The following is a 16,086-nucleotide window of genomic DNA, read 5'->3' as shown; positions in this document are numbered from 1 at the left end:
AAGCCCGGTGCGTCAAACGCACCGGGCTTCTTCTGCACTGCGGAGGCCTTAGCGGCCGGTGCCGCCGTAGACGGTGGCGACGGCTTCGCTGTCCAGGTCGAACGCCTTGTGGATGGCGCGGACGGCGTCATCGAGCAGGTCGGCGTGGGTCACCACGGAGATGCGGATTTCCGACGTGGAGATCATGTTGATGTTGATGCCCGCGGCGGACAGAGCCTTGAAGAACGTGGCCGAAACGCCCGGGTGGGAGCGCATGCCGGCGCCGATCAGCGACAGCTTGCCGATCTGCTCGTTGTACTCGATGCTTTCGAACCCGATCTCGGTCTGTGCAGCACGGAGGGCGGCGAGGGCGTCGGCGCCCTCGACGATGGGCAGGGTGAAGGAGATGTCCGTCCTGCCGGTGCCGTGCGTCGAGACGTTCTGGACGATCATGTCAATGTTCGAGTGTGCGTCCGCGATGACCTGGAAGATCGCGGCTGCCTTGCCCGGAATGTCCGGAACACCAACGACGGTGACCTTTGCTTCCGAGCGGTCGTGTGCAACACCGGAGATGATTGGCTGCTCCAAGGCAACTCCCTCTTGAGTCGTGATCTTGTCATCGGCGCCGGGCAGGACCCAGGTGCCTTCGTTCTGGCTGAATGAGGAACGGACATGCAGCGGCACGCCGAACCGCCGGGCGTATTCGACGCACCGGAGGTGAAGGATCTTGGCCCCGGAGGCGGCCAGTTCCAGCATTTCCTCGCTGGAGATGCGGTCGATTTTCTGGGCTGACGGAACGACGCGGGGGTCCGCGGTGTAGATGCCGTCAACGTCCGTGTAGATCTCGCAGACATCGGCCTCAAGGGCGGCGGCGAGGGCCACTGCTGTCGTGTCCGACCCGCCGCGGCCAAGGGTGGTGATCTCGTTGGTGGAGCGGGTCATGCCCTGGAAGCCGGCGACGATGGCAATGTGCCCCTTGTCCAGGGCGGTGCGGATGCGATGCGGGTCGACGTCGATGATCCGGGCCTTGCCGTGGATCCCGTCCGTGATCATGCCGGCCTGGGAACCGGTGAAGGACTGCGCGGACGCGCCGAACTTGTTGATGGCCATGGCCAGCAGGGCCATGGAGATGCGCTCACCGGCGGAAAGGAGCATGTCCATCTCGCGGGCAGGAGCTGCGTCGGTGACCTGGGCGGCAAGGTCAAGGAGCTCGTCAGTGGTGTCACCCATCGCGGAGACGACGACGACGACTTCGTTGCCGGCCTTCTGGGCGTCGACCACGCGCCGGGCCACGCGCTTGATGCCGTCAGCGTCAGCCACCGAGGAGCCACCGAACTTCTGCACAATAAGCTGCGCGGTGACAGCGGCGTCTGCGGGCAGCTCCTGCGGCTGCGGTTCGGTTTTCACATCGGTACTGGGCATACTCATGCGTGCACCCTCACTGGATCAAATTGGAGTTCTGGAGGCCAAGCGGCCTTGCGGCACGGCGGCATACCCAGTTTATCGCTGTGGTCCGCCCGCTGTTGAATTGTGACCCTTGCCGTCAGGTGAGGGCGTTCCGGCGGCCCTCGAAGGCCCTGCCCAGGGTGACCTCGTCCGCGTACTCGAGGTCACCGCCTACGGGCAGCCCGGAAGCGAGGCGGGTGACCGCGATCCCGATGGACTGCAGCATGCGCGCCAGGTAGGTGGCCGTGGCCTCCCCTTCGAGGTTCGGGTCGGTGGCGATGATGATTTCCTGGACGGCGCCGTCACTGAGCCGGTTGAGGAGTTCCCGGATCCGCAGCTGTTCCGGGCCGACGCCGGCGATCGGATTGATGGCCCCGCCGAGCACGTGATAGCGGCCCCGGAAGGAACGGGTGCGCTCCACAGCCAGCACGTCCTTGGACTCCTCGACGACGCAGATGACGGAGGGGTCACGCCGCGGGTCGCGGCAAATGTTGCACAGTTCCTGCTCGGTCACGTTGCCGCATGCGGCGCAGAACTTGACCCGTTCCTTGACGGTGGTGATGGCCTCCACCAGCCGCTTCATGTCCTGGGGGTCTGCTTCCAGGATGTGGAACGCCAGTCGCTGCGCGGACTTCGGCCCCACACCGGGCAGGCGTCCGAGCTCGTCGATCAGCTCCTGAACTGCACCCTCGTACACGTTTTCCTCGATTGCTTGGTTGAAAGTTGGCCGGTGCCGCCAGCCGGGGCGCCGGGACGTTGCGGGCTAGTACCGGGGCATCAGGGGGCTGCCGTCCAGCGAGCGTTCTTCGACGAGCTTTCCGCCCAGAATACGCTCAACGGCGGCACGGCCAAAGACGCCCGATTCCTCGATGGTTTCGTCGTCCGCGCTGGGGATGTCCTGCACGAATGGCGCAGGTTCCTCCGTGCTCCGCGCAGGCGCCTTGGCCCGGCCCGCCTCGGCCTCCGGGCTGTTGGAGAGCCTCTGGTAGAGGCTCAGCTTGCCCCTGGCGGGAGCCTCCGTTGCCGGCTCCGGTGTAACGGTGCGGGCAACGGCAACTGTTGGCCCGGCCTGGACTGTTGGCCCCGACTGAACCGCCGGTCCTGCCTGAATTGTGGGTCCTGATTGAATCGCGGGTCCTGATTGAATCGCCGGTCCTGGGCCGGATGCGAACACGGGCACCCTGACCGGGGCGGCATCGGTGGCAGCAGTCACGGCGGGTGCGCGGACACCCTGGGCTGGGGTGGGCACCCCGTACTCGTGGCTGACAGCGGCCGGGGAAGACGCCATGGCGTAGGCCGGTTCGAACTCCGGGGCGCTGTGCCCGGCAGTATCCGGCGCACGCTCCGCAGGGGTGCTCTCAACGGTGGCGCTCTCAACTGTGGTGCTCTCAACCGTGGCGCCCACTACCGGGCCGCCGCTGTTCGGCGGCTGGGCGGTGGCCGGTGCATAAACGGGTGCAGCGGAGCCGGTCGACTCCTCGTCGCCGTGGTCGTCAGCCGCTTCCTGGTATGTGCCGACGTTGCTCTCGGAACTGAGGGCCCACACGCCGGGGGTCTGCTCCACAGCGCGGGACCACGGATCGGCAGAGGTGTCTGGAGCGGGCTGGCGTTCCGCCTGCGCCGGGGCAGAAGCCTCTGCACGGATTTGCGGCGCCGACGGTGCGGCCCTGACAGGCTGCTTGATTTCCGGTGCCTTGATTTCCGGCGCTGCCGATGGTGTGGGGCTGCCCTGCCACTGGCGCGACGGCTCCCAGTCCATGGGAGGCTCTTCGTCCAACGGAGGTGCGTCCTCGTCGAGCGGAGGGCCCCAGTCGTCATCCGGGTAGGAATAGTCGCCGGCTTGCTCCCGTAAACCGTGGGCCGTCTCCTGTGCGGCAACCCGCGTGGGCGGCTGCTGGGCGGCAACCGGCTGCTCGGCGGGCGCGTCCGGTGCATTGCCTGCTGCTCCAGCAACGCTGCCCGTGGCGGCAGGGGCGGCGGAGGCCCACGGCGCAGAAGCGCTGGCTTCGCCGGCAGCGCTTCCCACGCCCGCTGGGGTGGCAGTGTTGGCCGGTGTGGCAGTGTTAGCTGGGGACGCCGTGATGTTTGGCCCGGACCACTCCGGAGCGGAAAGCGCTGAGGCCGCCGACGACGGAGAAGCATCCCCGGCATCGGGCGCGGTGGACGGATCTGGTGACGCAGGACCCGCGACCGGCGACACAGGAATGGAACCCGCCGACACCGGTACAGCTCCTGCCGGCGACGCCGGACCCGCTGCCGCCGCCGGGCGCGCCGGGGCGGGCACCGGTTGAGCGGGGCCATCCGAGGCAGGGGTCAGGCCCCAATCGGCGTCGGTGGTGGCAGCCGGGATATCCCGGCTAGTAGGCGCTTTTGGGTTTGGCTCAGAGCTCGCTGAGCTGCCGGCGCCTGCCACCGCGGTGATCTGGCAATCGATGCCGATCGTTTTGTGGATGGCCTGGCGCAGATTCTCCGAGTGGTCCGCCCTGCCGAAGGCGCCGGCAAGCCCGGAGGTGCTGAAGACAAGGGTCAGGACCTGGCCATCGAACTGCCCCACTTGGGCATTGGGCTCCACGAGCGCCCACGTGCTCCGCTTGATCTTTGCCAGGGTCTGCAGAACCTCGGGCCAGGCACGGCGGAGAACCTCGACGTCGGCATGCGATCCGGCTGCAGGTGCAGCGGCAGAGGGGATGCCCGCAGGGGCTGTGCCGGAAGAAGGCCGGGCGTTGGACTGCGGCGCGGGAGCCGACGGGACCGCCTGAGCCGTCTGAGCCGCTGCCGGCTCTGGCCGCGGCGCCTGTTGGAACGGGGCCTCTTGGTGCTGGGGCTGTTGGTGGTGGGCCTGGTCAGGCCCCGGGGCAGAAGCCGGCGGCTGCGAAGCCGCGGGGCGCTGGGCGGCAGACTCCGGGGCTTGGCCGCCGTGTGAGTCCGGGGCCGTACGGCGGTCGCGTGCGGCGGCATCATCCATGGGCCAGTCACCAGTGGTGATCCGCGGGGCCGCCAGGGCTTCCCGTCCGGATGCGGCCGGCGCCGCAGGTGCTTCCCGGCCGGGCGCATCCTGAGTAGCGGGTGCCGCGTGGATGGTGGGCGGGCCCAGCTGTGGCGAGCTCTGCGCCGGAGGAGGACCGTCAGGAGCTGGAGCCGATGCTGGAGGAGCGGCAACCGCAGCCGAAGCTGCAGGAGCAGGCGCTGCGGCAGCCGGTGCGACAGAGGCGGCCCCAACCGCCGCGGCGGCGGGAGCGCCGGCGTCGGACCCTGCGTAGTTCAGGCGCCGCTCCACGCGGTCGATCCGGGCAGCAATGCCGCGCTCGGTCTGTTCGGAGCTGGGCAGCAGGATCCGGGCGCAGAGAAGTTCCAGGTGCAGCCGCGGCGAGGTGGCACCCGTCATCTCCGTCAGCGCGGTGTTGGTGACGTCGGCCGCGCGCGACAGCTCGGCCGCGCCGAGGTTGTGTGCCTGGCTCTGCATCCGGGCGATCTGGTCGGCCGGCATGCCGCGGAGGATGGCCTGGGCGCTTTCCGGCATGGCCTGCACGATGATGAGGTCGCGGAAGCGCTCGAGCAGGTCCTCGACGAAGCGGCGGGGATCGTGCCCGGTCTGGATGACGCGGTCCACAGCACGGAAGACCGTGGCGGCATCAGACGCGGCGATCGCTTCGACGACGTCGTCCAGCAGCGAGGCATGCGTGTAGCCGAGCAGGGCTACGGCGAGCTCATAATCAAGGCCGTTGGGTCCGGCACCCGCCATGAGCTGGTCCAGCACAGACAGTGAGTCCCGCACGGAGCCCGCACCGGCGCGGATCACCAGCGACAGCACGCCGGGGGCCACGGGGACGTTTTCCTGGTGGCAAAGCTGCTCGAGGTAAGCCATGAGCGGCTCCGGCGGCACCAGCCGGAACGGATAGTGGTGCGTGCGGGACCGGATGGTGCCGATGACCTTGTCCGGCTCGGTGGTGGCGAAGATGAACTTGATGTGTTCCGGCGGCTCTTCGACGATTTTCAGGAGGGCGTTGAAGCCCGCCGAGGTGACCATGTGGGCCTCGTCAATGATGAAGATCTTGTAGCGGTCCCGCACCGGGGCGTAGGTGGCGCGTTCCCGGAGGTCGCGGGCGTCGTCCACGCCACCGTGGCTGGCGGCGTCGATCTCAATGACGTCAAGGGAGCCGGCTCCGCCGCGGGCAAGTTCGATGCAGCTGGGGCAGACGCCGCACGGGGTGTCCGTGGGGCCCTGAGCGCAGTTGAGGCAGCGGGCCAGGATGCGCGCGGACGTGGTCTTGCCGCAGCCGCGCGGGCCGGAGAAGAGGTAGGCGTGGTTGACCCGGTTCTTGCGCAGCGCCGTCATCAGCGGCTCCGTGACATGTTCCTGCCCGATAACGTCCGCGAACGAGTCCGGGCGGTACCTGCGGTAAAGGGCAGTTGTAACAGTCACAGGGAAAACCTACCTATAGGGACTGACATTAAATAAGAGACCCCTCATGCACCCGCCAGAGCCCATCTACCCTTGCTACCTTCCGGTCCTGGGGGAGTTCAACAGGATGACGCCACATGAGGGGCCGTCAGATACTTTACCCGAACTTTGGGCGTGGCCCGAATCGGCTCCGGCGGGGTGATGGAGGGGTGGCGGCGGGCCGGGCGGCGGGCACACGCCGTCGGCCTAGCGGTGCCCGTTCACGGGCCAGCTCATGAACGCCGGCTCCTCATAGGGGTGCGCCCGCCGTAATCCCTCGACCACGGCGTCGAGTACGTGCTCTTCCACGAGGCACTCGATCCGGACCTCGGAAACCTCTTCCGGCTCGCCGGCCTTTCCGATGTACGGACGGGCTCTGGGCAAGGGGGTAAAGCGTCCTGTGCCCGGCGATGTGAAGGAGCAGTGTGTGTAGCCGCCCAGCCGGCCGGCCCCGGCATCTCCGATGGCGGTGAGCACCGCCCCGGCGTGGGAATCGGGAACGTAAATGACGAGTGCATGCAGCGGGGACATGCCACCATTTTGGGCCGATTGGGAGATGCCGGAAAGTTCAGGTATTCTAGTATCTGCTTTTGGTTCAAGAGCAGCTGGAGAATTCGCCTAGCGGCCTATGGCGCACGCCTGGAACGCGTGTTGGGTTAACGCCCTCGGGGGTTCAAATCCCCCATTCTCCGCCATCGGAAAACCCGGTTCTGACTTCGTCAGGACCGGGTTTTCTGTTTCCCGCCGCGCTGCGGAAGAGATTACGCCACGCCCAGCCTCTGGAGCCGCTCGTGGGCGGCGAGCCGGCTCGGGCTGGCTGGCCCCAGTGCAAAGCGGACGACGGCGAGGGTCACCCGGGCGGCCAGCCTCACCGGCAGCGGCAGGGGACCCAGCCGGGCAGTCCGCAGTCCGAGCAGCCGGCGGTATTCAGGCTCCAGGCTCAGGACGGCGGCCTCGAACAGGATCCGGTAACCCGGTTTCAGGAAGGGGTGCAGGGGCGGATCCCGGATGAACGCAACCGTTTCCGCGACCCGTTCATCGCCGCGGAGAGTCCCGGCCGCAAGCGATTCCCTGAGCTCCCGGTTGAGGGCGGCTTTGCTCTTTGGCGGGAACTCCACGCCCATCAGCCTGCCCGCCTCCGCCCATTCGCGGACGTAGGCATCCGGGCCGCCAGGAATGGGGCCGTCCCACAGTTCGTGCGCGCGGAGAAACGAGTCCGTGAATGTGTTGTGGACCCACCGCACCAGTTCCGGATCGTTGGCAGAGTATTTTCGGATGGTGCCGCCGCCGTCGACATATGTGCCGTTGACGGACTCGTGCAGCCGCACCACCCTCGAGGCGGCCGCCTGGGCTTCCGCGGTGGACCCGTACGTGAGGGCGTGGATCCAGGCCGTGGTCCGGGCCAGCCGGCCCAGCGTGTCCTCGCGGAAATTTGAATGGTCGTGCACGCCGGCGAGGACGCCGGGGTGGAGACTCTGCATCAGCAGGGACCGGATGCCGCCGACGATTGTGGCCACGCCGCCATGGACAGCCCACACCGCAGAACCGGGGAGGAAGTACCCGGCGTCGTCGCCTTCGGCAAACTTCCGGGCCCAGTCCGGTAGCGCATCCGGGCTGCCGGTCAGCGTGCGCTTCAGTTCTGCCTGCCATTCCGTCAGGAAAGTCCGCATATCCCATTGTCTCCCGACGGAAGCTGCGGGGTTAAGCCTATGAAACCGCACGCTTTGGCCCCCCAGTTTTAGGGGTTTCGCCTGCCTTTGGGCTGTGGCCACAATGGAGGACACGCTCGTCGAGATAGGAGTTTGGCGGGTATCGATTCAGGAGAATTCTGTGGCAAATCATGGGGGACACAAGCACACACCGAAGGTGGTCGGCCCAGGCCGGATCGCCTTGCGGAGCCTTTCCGCGGCCGTGGTTGTCGGCTTCTCCGTCTTTGCCTTCGGGTTCCAGGGGCCCGCCGCCTCGATCCAGCAGCCCGTGGGTGCCGCCATCCCGATAGCCCCTCCCACGGGAGTCGTCGGGCCGGAGCTCCTTGATCCGGACACCGCCGCGCCCGGGTACCCCATCAGTGGCTCCGGCATCGCCGCGCCGGCGAAGACTCCCACCGGACAGAGGGTGTCGAATTCAACCGTTAAGGCGGCCAAGGCGGGCACGCCCAAATCTCCCGGGGTGGCGTCCTCCGCCCTGCAGCGGCCTGCAGCCGGCTTCCTCATGGCACCTTTGGAAGTGCTCACCCCCAGTTCACCGTTTGGCCAACGGCGCAGCCCCATCACCGGCGAACTGGGAGAATTCCACTGGGGCCAGGACTTCGCTGCTGCCTGCGGCACCCGCGTCTATGCAGCCGATTCCGGCGTGGTCCGGGCCGCCGGGTGGCACCCGTGGGGTGGCGGCAACAGGGTGGAAATTGACCACGGCAACGGCCTGATCACCACCTACAACCACCTGCAGGGCATCGCCGTCGAAAAGGGCGACCTTGTGAAGGTGGGCGAGATCATCGCGGAGGTTGGCACCACCGGATCCTCCACCGGCTGCCATCTGCACTTCGAGGTGATCAAGAACGGCCAGCACGAGGACCCGATGAAGTGGACCCTGTTGCCCATCCGGCAAACCGACCAGCTGACCCCCGCCGTGTTCACCAGCTTCGAAGGCGGCGCCGCCACCACATATGGGTGGGCCATCCCCAACATCCCCGGCAACAGCGGGCCGGACAACACCGACGACGGACTGACCCCGGTCACCGCAGCAGCAGTCGCCAATCCCCGCAGCCGCCCGTCAGCCTCGGCACGTACCACGCTGGTCGCCAGCTCGTCGACCTCCGGTTCCACCTCCTCCGGTTCGTCGACGTCCAGCCCGGCGGCAACACCCACGCCCACCCACACATCCAAACCGTCGGCACCGAAGCCGCCTACGACGACCAAGCCCAAGCCCACCCCGACGCCGACACCAACGCCCACTCCCACCCCGACGCCGACTCCCACCCCAACGCCGACTCCCACGCCCACCCCGCCTCCCACGACGCCGCCGGCCGACCCGGCTCCGGTTGACCCGACTCCCACGGACCCCGCGGTCCCGGCCGACCCCGCGCCGCCCACACCCACCGAGCCGGCAACACCCTCTGCGCCGATCACGAATTCCGAACCTGCCCCGACGGAAGTTGCCCCCGTCGAGCCGGCGCCGGCGCCAGTTCCCACGTCGGAACCGGCACCACCCTCGACTTTGCCAAGTGCCGCGCCAGCTGAGGAAGCTGCCGCGGCAGCGGCGAAGGCCGCAGCAGAAGCTGTTCCGACGGCGGGACCCACGGCAGCGCCGTAAACGGTGGCGGGTGCCCGCCGTCGGGCTGTTCGCTTGCCGGGGAAGCCAAATGGTGAGGAGGTCCAGGGAATGCAACGGAGACCAACGCCGTTGTCATTAGTGACAGCTATGTACCCGGCGAGAGAGCACGATGTGACTTCCCTCCAAACGATTCCGCCGATACCCGACGGAACACACCCGGGTTTCGGTTGCCCTGCCGGCGATGCCGCGCAGGCGGCGGATGCGTCCGCCGACGGCGGATGTACCGGCTGTACCGGATCCGCTGGGTGGGTGGCCCGCCCGGCGAAGCCGCACGCCGTCGTCGTCCTTTCAGGCCGTCCCACGCACGGTAAGCCGGGCACGTTCCGGAAGAGTCTTCCGCCTGGAATCCACCGGGGAAGTTCCCCATATCTCTGTAGGCGAAACTGCCGGGCGCTTAGCCCACTGTCTGCCGGTTGCCGGCGGAACGCGGCAAAATCACACAATGCGCGGCGAAACAATGAAGCGGTCATCGGACGGTGACCGCGCAAGGAAACGAAAGCGAGGAAGGTAGCCTGAGAGCGGCGGCGGTGTTGTAATTTTTTCAACATGCCAACTCCCGTTTCCCCCGAGTTCGCTTTTTATCTGGTTGGATGGAAGGTACTGAGAGGGACACAGGAGGCGCCCCGCTTCCTAACTACCGCGAAGGCAGCAATGGAGCTCATCGAGGCCGAGCACCCCCGGCCACGCCATTTTCTACTCCACCTGAGTGACACCCACCTGTTGGGAGGTCCGGACCCCCTCTACGGCGCAGTTGACAGCGAAGCCCGCCTGATCCAGCTCTTTGATGAGGTTCAGGCCTCCGGCGCACGCCCGGAAGCCGTGATTTTCACCGGCGACCTGGCGGACAAGGGCGACCCCGAGGCCTATGCCAAGCTCCGCGCTGTTGTGGAGCCCGCATGCCGGGACCTCGGCGCCCAGGTCATCTGGGCCATGGGCAACCACGACAACCGCGCTAATTTCCGCGCCGGCCTGTTCGACCAGCACGGCAACGACGACCCCGTCGACCACAGCTACTACGTCAACGGGCTCCGCGTCATCACCATGGACACGTCTGTGCCCGGCTACCACCACGGCGAACTCAGCGACAACCAGCTGGACTGGCTCGCCGGGCAGCTGGAGACGCCCGCGCCGGACGGCACCATCCTGGCCCTGCACCATCCGCCGGTGCCCTCAGTCCTGGACCTGTCAGTACTGGTGGAGCTCCGCGACCAGGCGTCCCTGGCAGCCGTGGTGCGCAACTCGGATGTCCGCAGCATCCTTGCCGGCCACCTGCATTACTCCACGACGGCGAGCTTCGCCGGCATCCCCGTCTCCGTGGCTTCAGCCACGTGCTACACCCAGGACCTGAATGTTCCGGTGGGCGGCACGCGCGGCCGCGACGGCGGGCAGGCCTTCAACCTGGTGCACGTCTACGAGCACACGGTGGTCCATTCGGTGGTGCCGCTGGGCACCACTCCCACCGTGGGCGAGTACGTCAGCCCCGAGGAGACGGAGCGCCGCCTGGCCGCAGCCGGCATCCGCATCCCTGAAGGGGCCAAGCGCCCCATGCTGACCCGGAAATAGGGCCTCACCCGGAAGTAGCGTCCCTGCATACGGAAACCCCGCCGGATCTGGAATGGTCAGATCCGGCGGGGTTTCTGTGCGCAGAGTGGCCTACTTTTCCCAGGGCGCCTTGATCGGGTAGTACTTCTCCAGGAAGTCCGTAACCAGCTCCGCCCGTTCGTCGGCCGGAACCTCCGGAAAACTGCCGTCATTGAGGCAGAAGAAGTCCATGTTGCGCTTGGTCAGCAGCTTGGGCAGATACTTCAGCCCCGACCGGAGCGTGGTGTCCACATACCGCACCTTGGCCGCCGTCTGGGTCACGGCACGGCCTGTCAGCAGCGCGTAGTAGTGGTAGAAGGAATTCGTGACGGAGATGTTGTCCGCGGCGCGGAATGTGCTGGCGGCAGTGCTCGCGAACTCGGCCGGGAACTCCTGCTCCATCTGGGCCACGAGGCTCCGACGCAGCGGCGCCGCCGTGTGCTCCAGATGGCGGGTGGTGATCCGGCCGAAGCGGTTCCAGAGCAGCTTCCGGTTGACCCGGGCCGCGTTCTCGAAGCCGCTGCGCTCGGCGTCGTTGTCGCCGAGGCCGATGCGGGTCTCCGCCTCAATGAACTTGGTGATCCCGCCCGGTGTGAAGAACATGTCCGGACCAACCGGCCGCCCGAAGAACATGTCGTCGTTGGAGTAGAGGAAGTGCTCGGAGAGGCCCTCGATGTGGTGCAGCTGGCACTCCACAGCTTGCGAGTTGTGGGTGGGCAGCACCGACGGGTCGGCGAAGAACTCCTCGCTCCGGACGATGGTCACGGACGGGTGGTCGTTCAGCCATTCCGGCGCGGGGGAGTCGGTGGCGATGAAGATGCGGCGGACCCACGGTGCAAACATGTAGACGGACCGGAGCGCGTATTTAAGCTCGTTGATCTGCCGGTAGCGTGCCTCATGGTCGTCGCCTTCGCCCACCACAGCGCCCGCCATCCGGGCACGGCGGGCGGCGATGTACTCGGGGGAGGTGCCATCCACCCAGGAGAAGACCATGTCGATGTCGAAGCTGATGTCGCTTGCGTGGTCCGCGAACATGTTCTCGATGGTGGGCCAGGTGTGGCCATAGCGCTCGACCGTTCCACGGACGGCCTCGTGCGCCATCATGGTGCGGCGGGTCAGGGAGTTCTCGATCGGCAGGATCACTTCGTTGCCCAGGAAGCTCCACAGCTCCACCTGGACGCCGGCGGAGGCACCGAATTCAAAGCCTCCCTCTGGCTCAACCCGCGGGCGGTACAGCCGGAAGATGCGCGCCTGCCGGTTGACGGAGAGTTCGCCGTCGGCCACCAGGACGGATGTCTTCTTCTTCGCGTCCACGGTCATGGAGTAGAAGGGCTCGTTCCGGCAGGCGTCGACGAGGGCGGACCGCAGCTTTTTGCGGTCCTTCCAGTCGAGGGCGATCACCGGGCGGTCATTGTTGCCCCGCACCAGCAGGTAATCCAGGCCGGCCCCGTCCAGCACGTTCCGCAGGAAGAGCAGGTCCTCCACCATGGCCTGGTAGGGCGTCCGGGTGTCGTTGATCAGCGCATACCTGCCTGACCTGCGAACGACGTCGGGGCGGTGCTTGAGGCGCGCCACAGCCGCCGGGGACGTTGCTTCCGCAAGCGCGGGTATGTCGTCCTCGGCTGCCTGGCCGCCGTAATAGATGTCGTCCTGAACCGTTACGTCCGTGATGGCGTTTCTCCCAAGCTGCTAGGGGTGAAGTCTTACTTGCATGATAGTCCTGCCGGAAAAACATGCCGGACAGGCGGCAGCGGGCTCAGCCCAACAGCGCCTGCCGCCAGCTGGAGAGGAACGCCGCCCCGGCGTCGTCGTGGATGACGGTCTCCGGCATGCCCAGGTCGACGGCGGTGAGAACGTCGTACGGTTTGGCCGGGACGCCGTCCGCAGGGCGGACGTCGACGTGCTTCACGGCATGGTCGTTGTGGTGCAGCCAGTCGGCCATGGCATAGTCCGTGCGGGAATCGCCCACCGTCCGCCAGGCCTGCGGCGTGATGCCCTGGGCCGCCAGCAGCTCCACGGCGCGGCTCGCGCCGAGGTCCTTGCCCAGCCGGACCGATTCAATGTCTGTGGAAATGATGGTGGGGTCCACGCGGTAGTCGATCTCGTCGTCGGAGTTCGGTGCGTGGTGTTCCAGCCGCACGACGCCGAAACCGTGGCGCTCCATGAGCTCCAGGGCCTCGGCGTCAAACAGCTTCTGCTCGGCGAGGTACTCACTGTTCGGCACCTCGATGTGCTGCTCCACCGACACCATGGCGCGCTTGGTTTCATCGAAGAACATGTGGGACGCGTAGTCCTCGGCCACCATCCGCCGGACATCGTCGCCATAGGCGGCCGGCACGGCAAGCTCGTGGTCCACGTGGATGGGGCCGGGGCCGGCAGCCGTGTAGCTGAACCACACGGCGCCCTTTTCGCAGATGGCGTGGATCAGCGTGCCGCCCGGCATTCCGGCGGCGATCATGGGCTCCATGACCTGCTCGCGGATGAACGTATCCGAGCGCCCGGTGTTGAAGATGACTGGTATTCCGGCGTTTGCGAGTGCCACCAGATCGGCGATGATTTCCGGTTTCACATCCCTGGTCACGGGGCTGGCGACCGGCCCGTCGACGTCCAGGAGAAGGGCCAGTGCGGGTGCCGACGGAGTGTGGGCGCCGAACCCGGTGGCGGGGTTCACTGAAGGTGCAGTCATGGCTCCATTCTGTCAGTCCGGCGCTGGCCAATCCGCCCAGGCGGCGGGCGGCGCCGGCATGTGACACATAGTTACTGTTTGGCTACAACCTCCCGCGGCGCGCTGATTCCACATTCCCTTGAACTGGCCAGTTGCATACGCTTACAGGGTGATATTCAAAGCTGTGGGCGAGGGACGCCCTTACCCCGACCATGGTTTCAGTACCCCCAAAGACTGGGCGGCGCTTCCGCCCCGTCCCGTGCGGCTGGATGAACTTGTGACCACCAAGCGGACCCTGGACCTTGAAGCGCTCCTCGCCGAGGACTCCACGTTCTTTGGCGACCTGTTTCCCCACGTGGTGCAGTACCAGGGCATCCTCTATCTGGAGGACGGCCTGCACCGGGCGGTAAGGACGGCACTCCACCAGCGCACCGCGATACATGCAAGGGTGCTTGTGATCGATGGCTAGAAAACCCAAGGACGTGACCGTTCTCCACGGTCACCGCGTGATTACCGGCCCCGAGCTCAGGGCCACATTCGTCGACGATGATGAGAAAGCGGAAAACCCCGGACGGCTGCGCCGCCGGATCCTGCACGGCGTGGTGCTGGTGCTGCTGCTGGGCCTCATTGTCGCGGGGATCATGGGGGCGATGGGGGTGATGAGCGGGCAGATCAAGTTTCCGTCCGCCATCCAGGCCCAGCAGAACTCCTCCGTCTGCCCGGCAACGACCTTCGACTACACGCCGCCAGCCAAGGTGAAGGTCAACGTCCTCAACGCCACGAGCCGCAACGGCCTGGCCAAGGCGGCAGCCAACGAATTCAAGGCGCGGAAATTTGTTGTTGGCAACGTGGCCAACACGCAGACCGGTTACCGGGGAGTGGCGGCAGTCGTCTCGGGCCCTGCCGGACAGTCGGCGGCCTTCACCGTGCAGCGGAACCTGCCCGGCTCCGATTACTTCCAGGACGGGCGCAAGGACGCCAGCGTGGATGTGATCCTGACCAGCGACTACCGAGGCCTGGTCAAGCCGCAGCTCGTTGACCAGACGCCCGGCCAGCTCAGCTGCCCGCGGGAAAGCCGGCGGGTCGCGGACGACTCGCAGTGGCCCGTCATGCCAACCCAGGGCGCCAAGCCCTGAGTTTTTGGCCGTCTGAACCGTCCCTGGTCCTTAGCCGGCCGCAGCGGCAGGCGGCTGCAGGCGGAGGGGGCGGCCGCCGTCGTCGAACCGTGCCCCTGCGCCCAACTGGATGAAGCGGACGGTCCGGGCGATCCTTTCCTCCAGGTCTTCGGAGGCGTCGCCGCCGCGGGCGGCGCTGGAGGAGAGCGTGCCGTGGATCAGCTGCGCCTGTTGCAGGGGATCGGCCATTGGGAAATAGCCCTGGTCCATGCCGTCGCGGAGAATGTCCTGCAGCATGTCGCTGAGCCCGTCCACGTGGTCCGCGAGCTTGGCGAACGACGCCGGCGACAGGACAGCACCCATGGCCGGTCCCGGGGGCAGATGGCGGCGGCTGAGATCCTCCACCTGGGCCCGCACGTACAGGGCCAGCCGGTCCACCGGATTGTCCAGCCGGGCCAGCGATTCGCGCAGCCCGGACATGAACCGCTCCGTCTCCACGAGGGCGTAGGCAATCAGGAGCTCTTCGATGTCGGCGTAGTAGTTGTAGACAGCCGTGCGGCCGATCCCCGCGTGCCGGGCGACATCGGTCATGGTCAGCCCGGGCAGCCCGTGGGAGAAGAGGAGCTCGCCGAACGCGTTCAGGATGCGGCGCTGGGTCTCGGCGCGTTGCGCAGCATTGCTGGGGGCCGAAATCCGTGGCATAGGGACACTTTACCGCGATCTGTCACCAAACCGGCGCCGACCCGGCCACTTGGACGGCGCAGCTTAGATGGCGCAGCCGTCCGGGCCGCACACGTTTTCGGCCTGCGCGCCTGCCTTCTGTTCGTCTGGTTGCTCAGAGCCTGAATTCTCGACGCCGACCATCACCAGTGGGTGCGACTCCTGCCACGCCTGCTCGAGGGCCATGGTGAAGCTCGCCGCGGGCTGGGCTCCGGACAGCCCGTACTTGCGGTCGATCACGAAGAACGGAACGCCGCTGATGCCCAGGGTGCGGGCTTCGGCAAAGTCGCGGCGGACGTCGTCGGCGTACTTGTCTGTAGTGAACAGCTCGGCGACATCCCCGGCGTCTAGCCCAAGCTCCGCGCCCACAGACGTGAGGTAATCGGGGCTGCCGATGTCCTTGCCGTGCTCGAAGTGGTCGCTGAGCAGCCGCTCCTTAGCCGCATCCTGCTTGCCGCGCGCGGCAGCCAGGTGGATCAGCCGGTGGGCCGTGAAGCTGTTGGCAACCACGACGTCGTCAAACCGGTAGTTGAGGCCCTCACCTTTGGCCTGGGCTGCTACCTGTTCGAACATCTGCCTGACCTGGCCGGCGGCCATGCCCTTGCGCTTGCTGAGGTAGTCCAGCTCGGTGCCGTCGTAGTGATCGGGCAGGGCCGGGTCGAGCTGGTAGCTGCGCCACTGCACCTCCACCTGGTCGCGGTGCGGGAACTCGGCAAGGGCGGCTTCGAAGCGGCGCTTGCCGATGTAGCACCAGGGGCAAGCGACGTCTGACCAGATCTCAATCTTCATGCTTGCCACAACTCCTG

The 16,086-nt window shown here is 67.0% G+C and carries 13 protein-coding genes, 1 tRNA gene and 1 other RNA gene; 5 read left to right on the top strand and 10 right to left on the bottom strand.

The genetic code is table 11. The annotated features are described in order from the left end of the window. Positions 1–48: 48 nt before the first annotated feature. The 5 genes from ABIE00_RS20490 to ABIE00_RS20470 all read right to left on the bottom strand — a co-directional run bounded on the left by ABIE00_RS20490 (position 49) and on the right by ABIE00_RS20470 (position 6,397). Positions 49–1,407 carry an aspartate kinase gene (locus tag ABIE00_RS20490; protein ID WP_331569982.1) on the bottom strand — a complete coding sequence of 453 codons (1,359 nt, stop codon included), beginning with the start codon at positions 1,405–1,407 and terminating at the stop codon, positions 49–51. A 115-nt stretch (positions 1,408–1,522) separates the two neighbouring features. Next, a complete protein-coding gene (recR, locus tag ABIE00_RS20485) occupies positions 1,523–2,122 on the bottom strand; it encodes a recombination mediator RecR (protein ID WP_354262495.1) in 600 nt (199 codons plus the stop codon). A gap of 66 nt (positions 2,123–2,188) precedes the next feature. Further along, on the bottom strand, positions 2,189–5,848 hold the full coding sequence (locus ABIE00_RS20480; RefSeq protein WP_354262494.1) for a DNA polymerase III subunit gamma and tau: 3,660 nt from the start codon (positions 5,846–5,848) through the stop codon (positions 2,189–2,191). 32 nt (positions 5,849–5,880) lie between these two features. Continuing rightward, positions 5,881–5,977, bottom strand: an RNA gene (gene ffs / locus ABIE00_RS20475) — signal recognition particle sRNA small type. Positions 5,978–6,073: 96 nt separating this feature from the next. Then, complete coding sequence (locus tag ABIE00_RS20470; RefSeq protein WP_354262493.1) at positions 6,074–6,397, bottom strand: YqfO family protein; 324 nt, start codon at positions 6,395–6,397, stop codon at positions 6,074–6,076. 76 nt (positions 6,398–6,473) lie between these two features. On the opposite strand from ABIE00_RS20470, the gene ABIE00_RS20465 reads away from it, so the two are divergent. Further along, positions 6,474–6,561 (top strand) — tRNA-Ser (locus ABIE00_RS20465). Positions 6,562–6,627: 66 nt separating this feature from the next. On the opposite strand, the gene ABIE00_RS20460 is transcribed toward ABIE00_RS20465, so the two are convergent. Beyond that, entirely contained in the window at positions 6,628–7,536 is a 909-nt protein-coding gene (locus tag ABIE00_RS20460; protein WP_354262492.1) for an oxygenase MpaB family protein, read from the bottom strand. Between the two features lie 160 nt (positions 7,537–7,696). Here ABIE00_RS20460 and ABIE00_RS20455 point away from each other — a divergent pair, with 160 nt between their 5' ends. After that, a complete protein-coding gene (locus ABIE00_RS20455) occupies positions 7,697–9,178 on the top strand; it encodes a M23 family metallopeptidase (RefSeq protein ID WP_354262491.1) in 1,482 nt (493 codons plus the stop codon). 672 nt (positions 9,179–9,850) lie between these two features. Continuing rightward, positions 9,851–10,762: a phosphodiesterase gene (locus tag ABIE00_RS20450; protein WP_331569970.1), complete on the top strand. Its 912-nt coding sequence runs from the start codon at positions 9,851–9,853 to the stop codon at positions 10,760–10,762. Between the two features lie 90 nt (positions 10,763–10,852). Here the strand turns inward: ABIE00_RS20450 and ABIE00_RS20445 are convergent, their stop codons facing one another. After that, complete coding sequence (locus ABIE00_RS20445) at positions 10,853–12,451, bottom strand: stealth family protein (RefSeq protein ID WP_502914297.1); 1,599 nt, start codon at positions 12,449–12,451, stop codon at positions 10,853–10,855. Positions 12,452–12,536: 85 nt separating this feature from the next. Then, positions 12,537–13,466 carry a Cof-type HAD-IIB family hydrolase gene (locus ABIE00_RS20440; protein WP_354262490.1) on the bottom strand — a complete coding sequence of 310 codons (930 nt, stop codon included), beginning with the start codon at positions 13,464–13,466 and terminating at the stop codon, positions 12,537–12,539. Between the two features lie 148 nt (positions 13,467–13,614). Here ABIE00_RS20440 and ABIE00_RS20435 point away from each other — a divergent pair, with 148 nt between their 5' ends. Together ABIE00_RS20435 and ABIE00_RS20430 are read left to right on the top strand one after the other, a co-directional pair. Then, positions 13,615–13,914 carry a type II toxin-antitoxin system VapB family antitoxin gene (locus ABIE00_RS20435; protein ID WP_331569966.1) on the top strand — a complete coding sequence of 100 codons (300 nt, stop codon included), beginning with the start codon at positions 13,615–13,617 and terminating at the stop codon, positions 13,912–13,914. Further along, on the top strand, positions 13,907–14,581 hold the full coding sequence (locus ABIE00_RS20430) for a LytR C-terminal domain-containing protein (protein ID WP_354262489.1): 675 nt from the start codon (positions 13,907–13,909) through the stop codon (positions 14,579–14,581). The genes ABIE00_RS20435 and ABIE00_RS20430 overlap by 8 nt, the downstream gene beginning before the upstream one ends. 30 nt (positions 14,582–14,611) lie before the next feature. Here the strand turns inward: ABIE00_RS20430 and ABIE00_RS20425 are convergent, their stop codons facing one another. After that, positions 14,612–15,262 (bottom strand): TetR/AcrR family transcriptional regulator, encoded by a 651-nt coding sequence (locus ABIE00_RS20425; RefSeq protein ID WP_331569962.1) that lies wholly within the window; start codon positions 15,260–15,262, stop codon positions 14,612–14,614. A gap of 63 nt (positions 15,263–15,325) precedes the next feature. Continuing rightward, positions 15,326–16,069, bottom strand: a complete 744-nt coding sequence (locus tag ABIE00_RS20420; RefSeq protein ID WP_354262488.1) for a DsbA family oxidoreductase — start codon at positions 16,067–16,069, stop codon at positions 15,326–15,328. Between the last annotated feature and the right edge of the window lie 17 nt (positions 16,070–16,086).

Origin of the sequence: Arthrobacter sp. OAP107 (assembly GCF_040546765.1) — a bacterium.
Taxonomy (GTDB): Bacteria; Actinomycetota; Actinomycetes; order Actinomycetales; family Micrococcaceae; genus Arthrobacter.
Note: the sequence above shows the minus strand (reverse complement) of the source record. Positions and strands in the feature narration are given on the sequence as shown.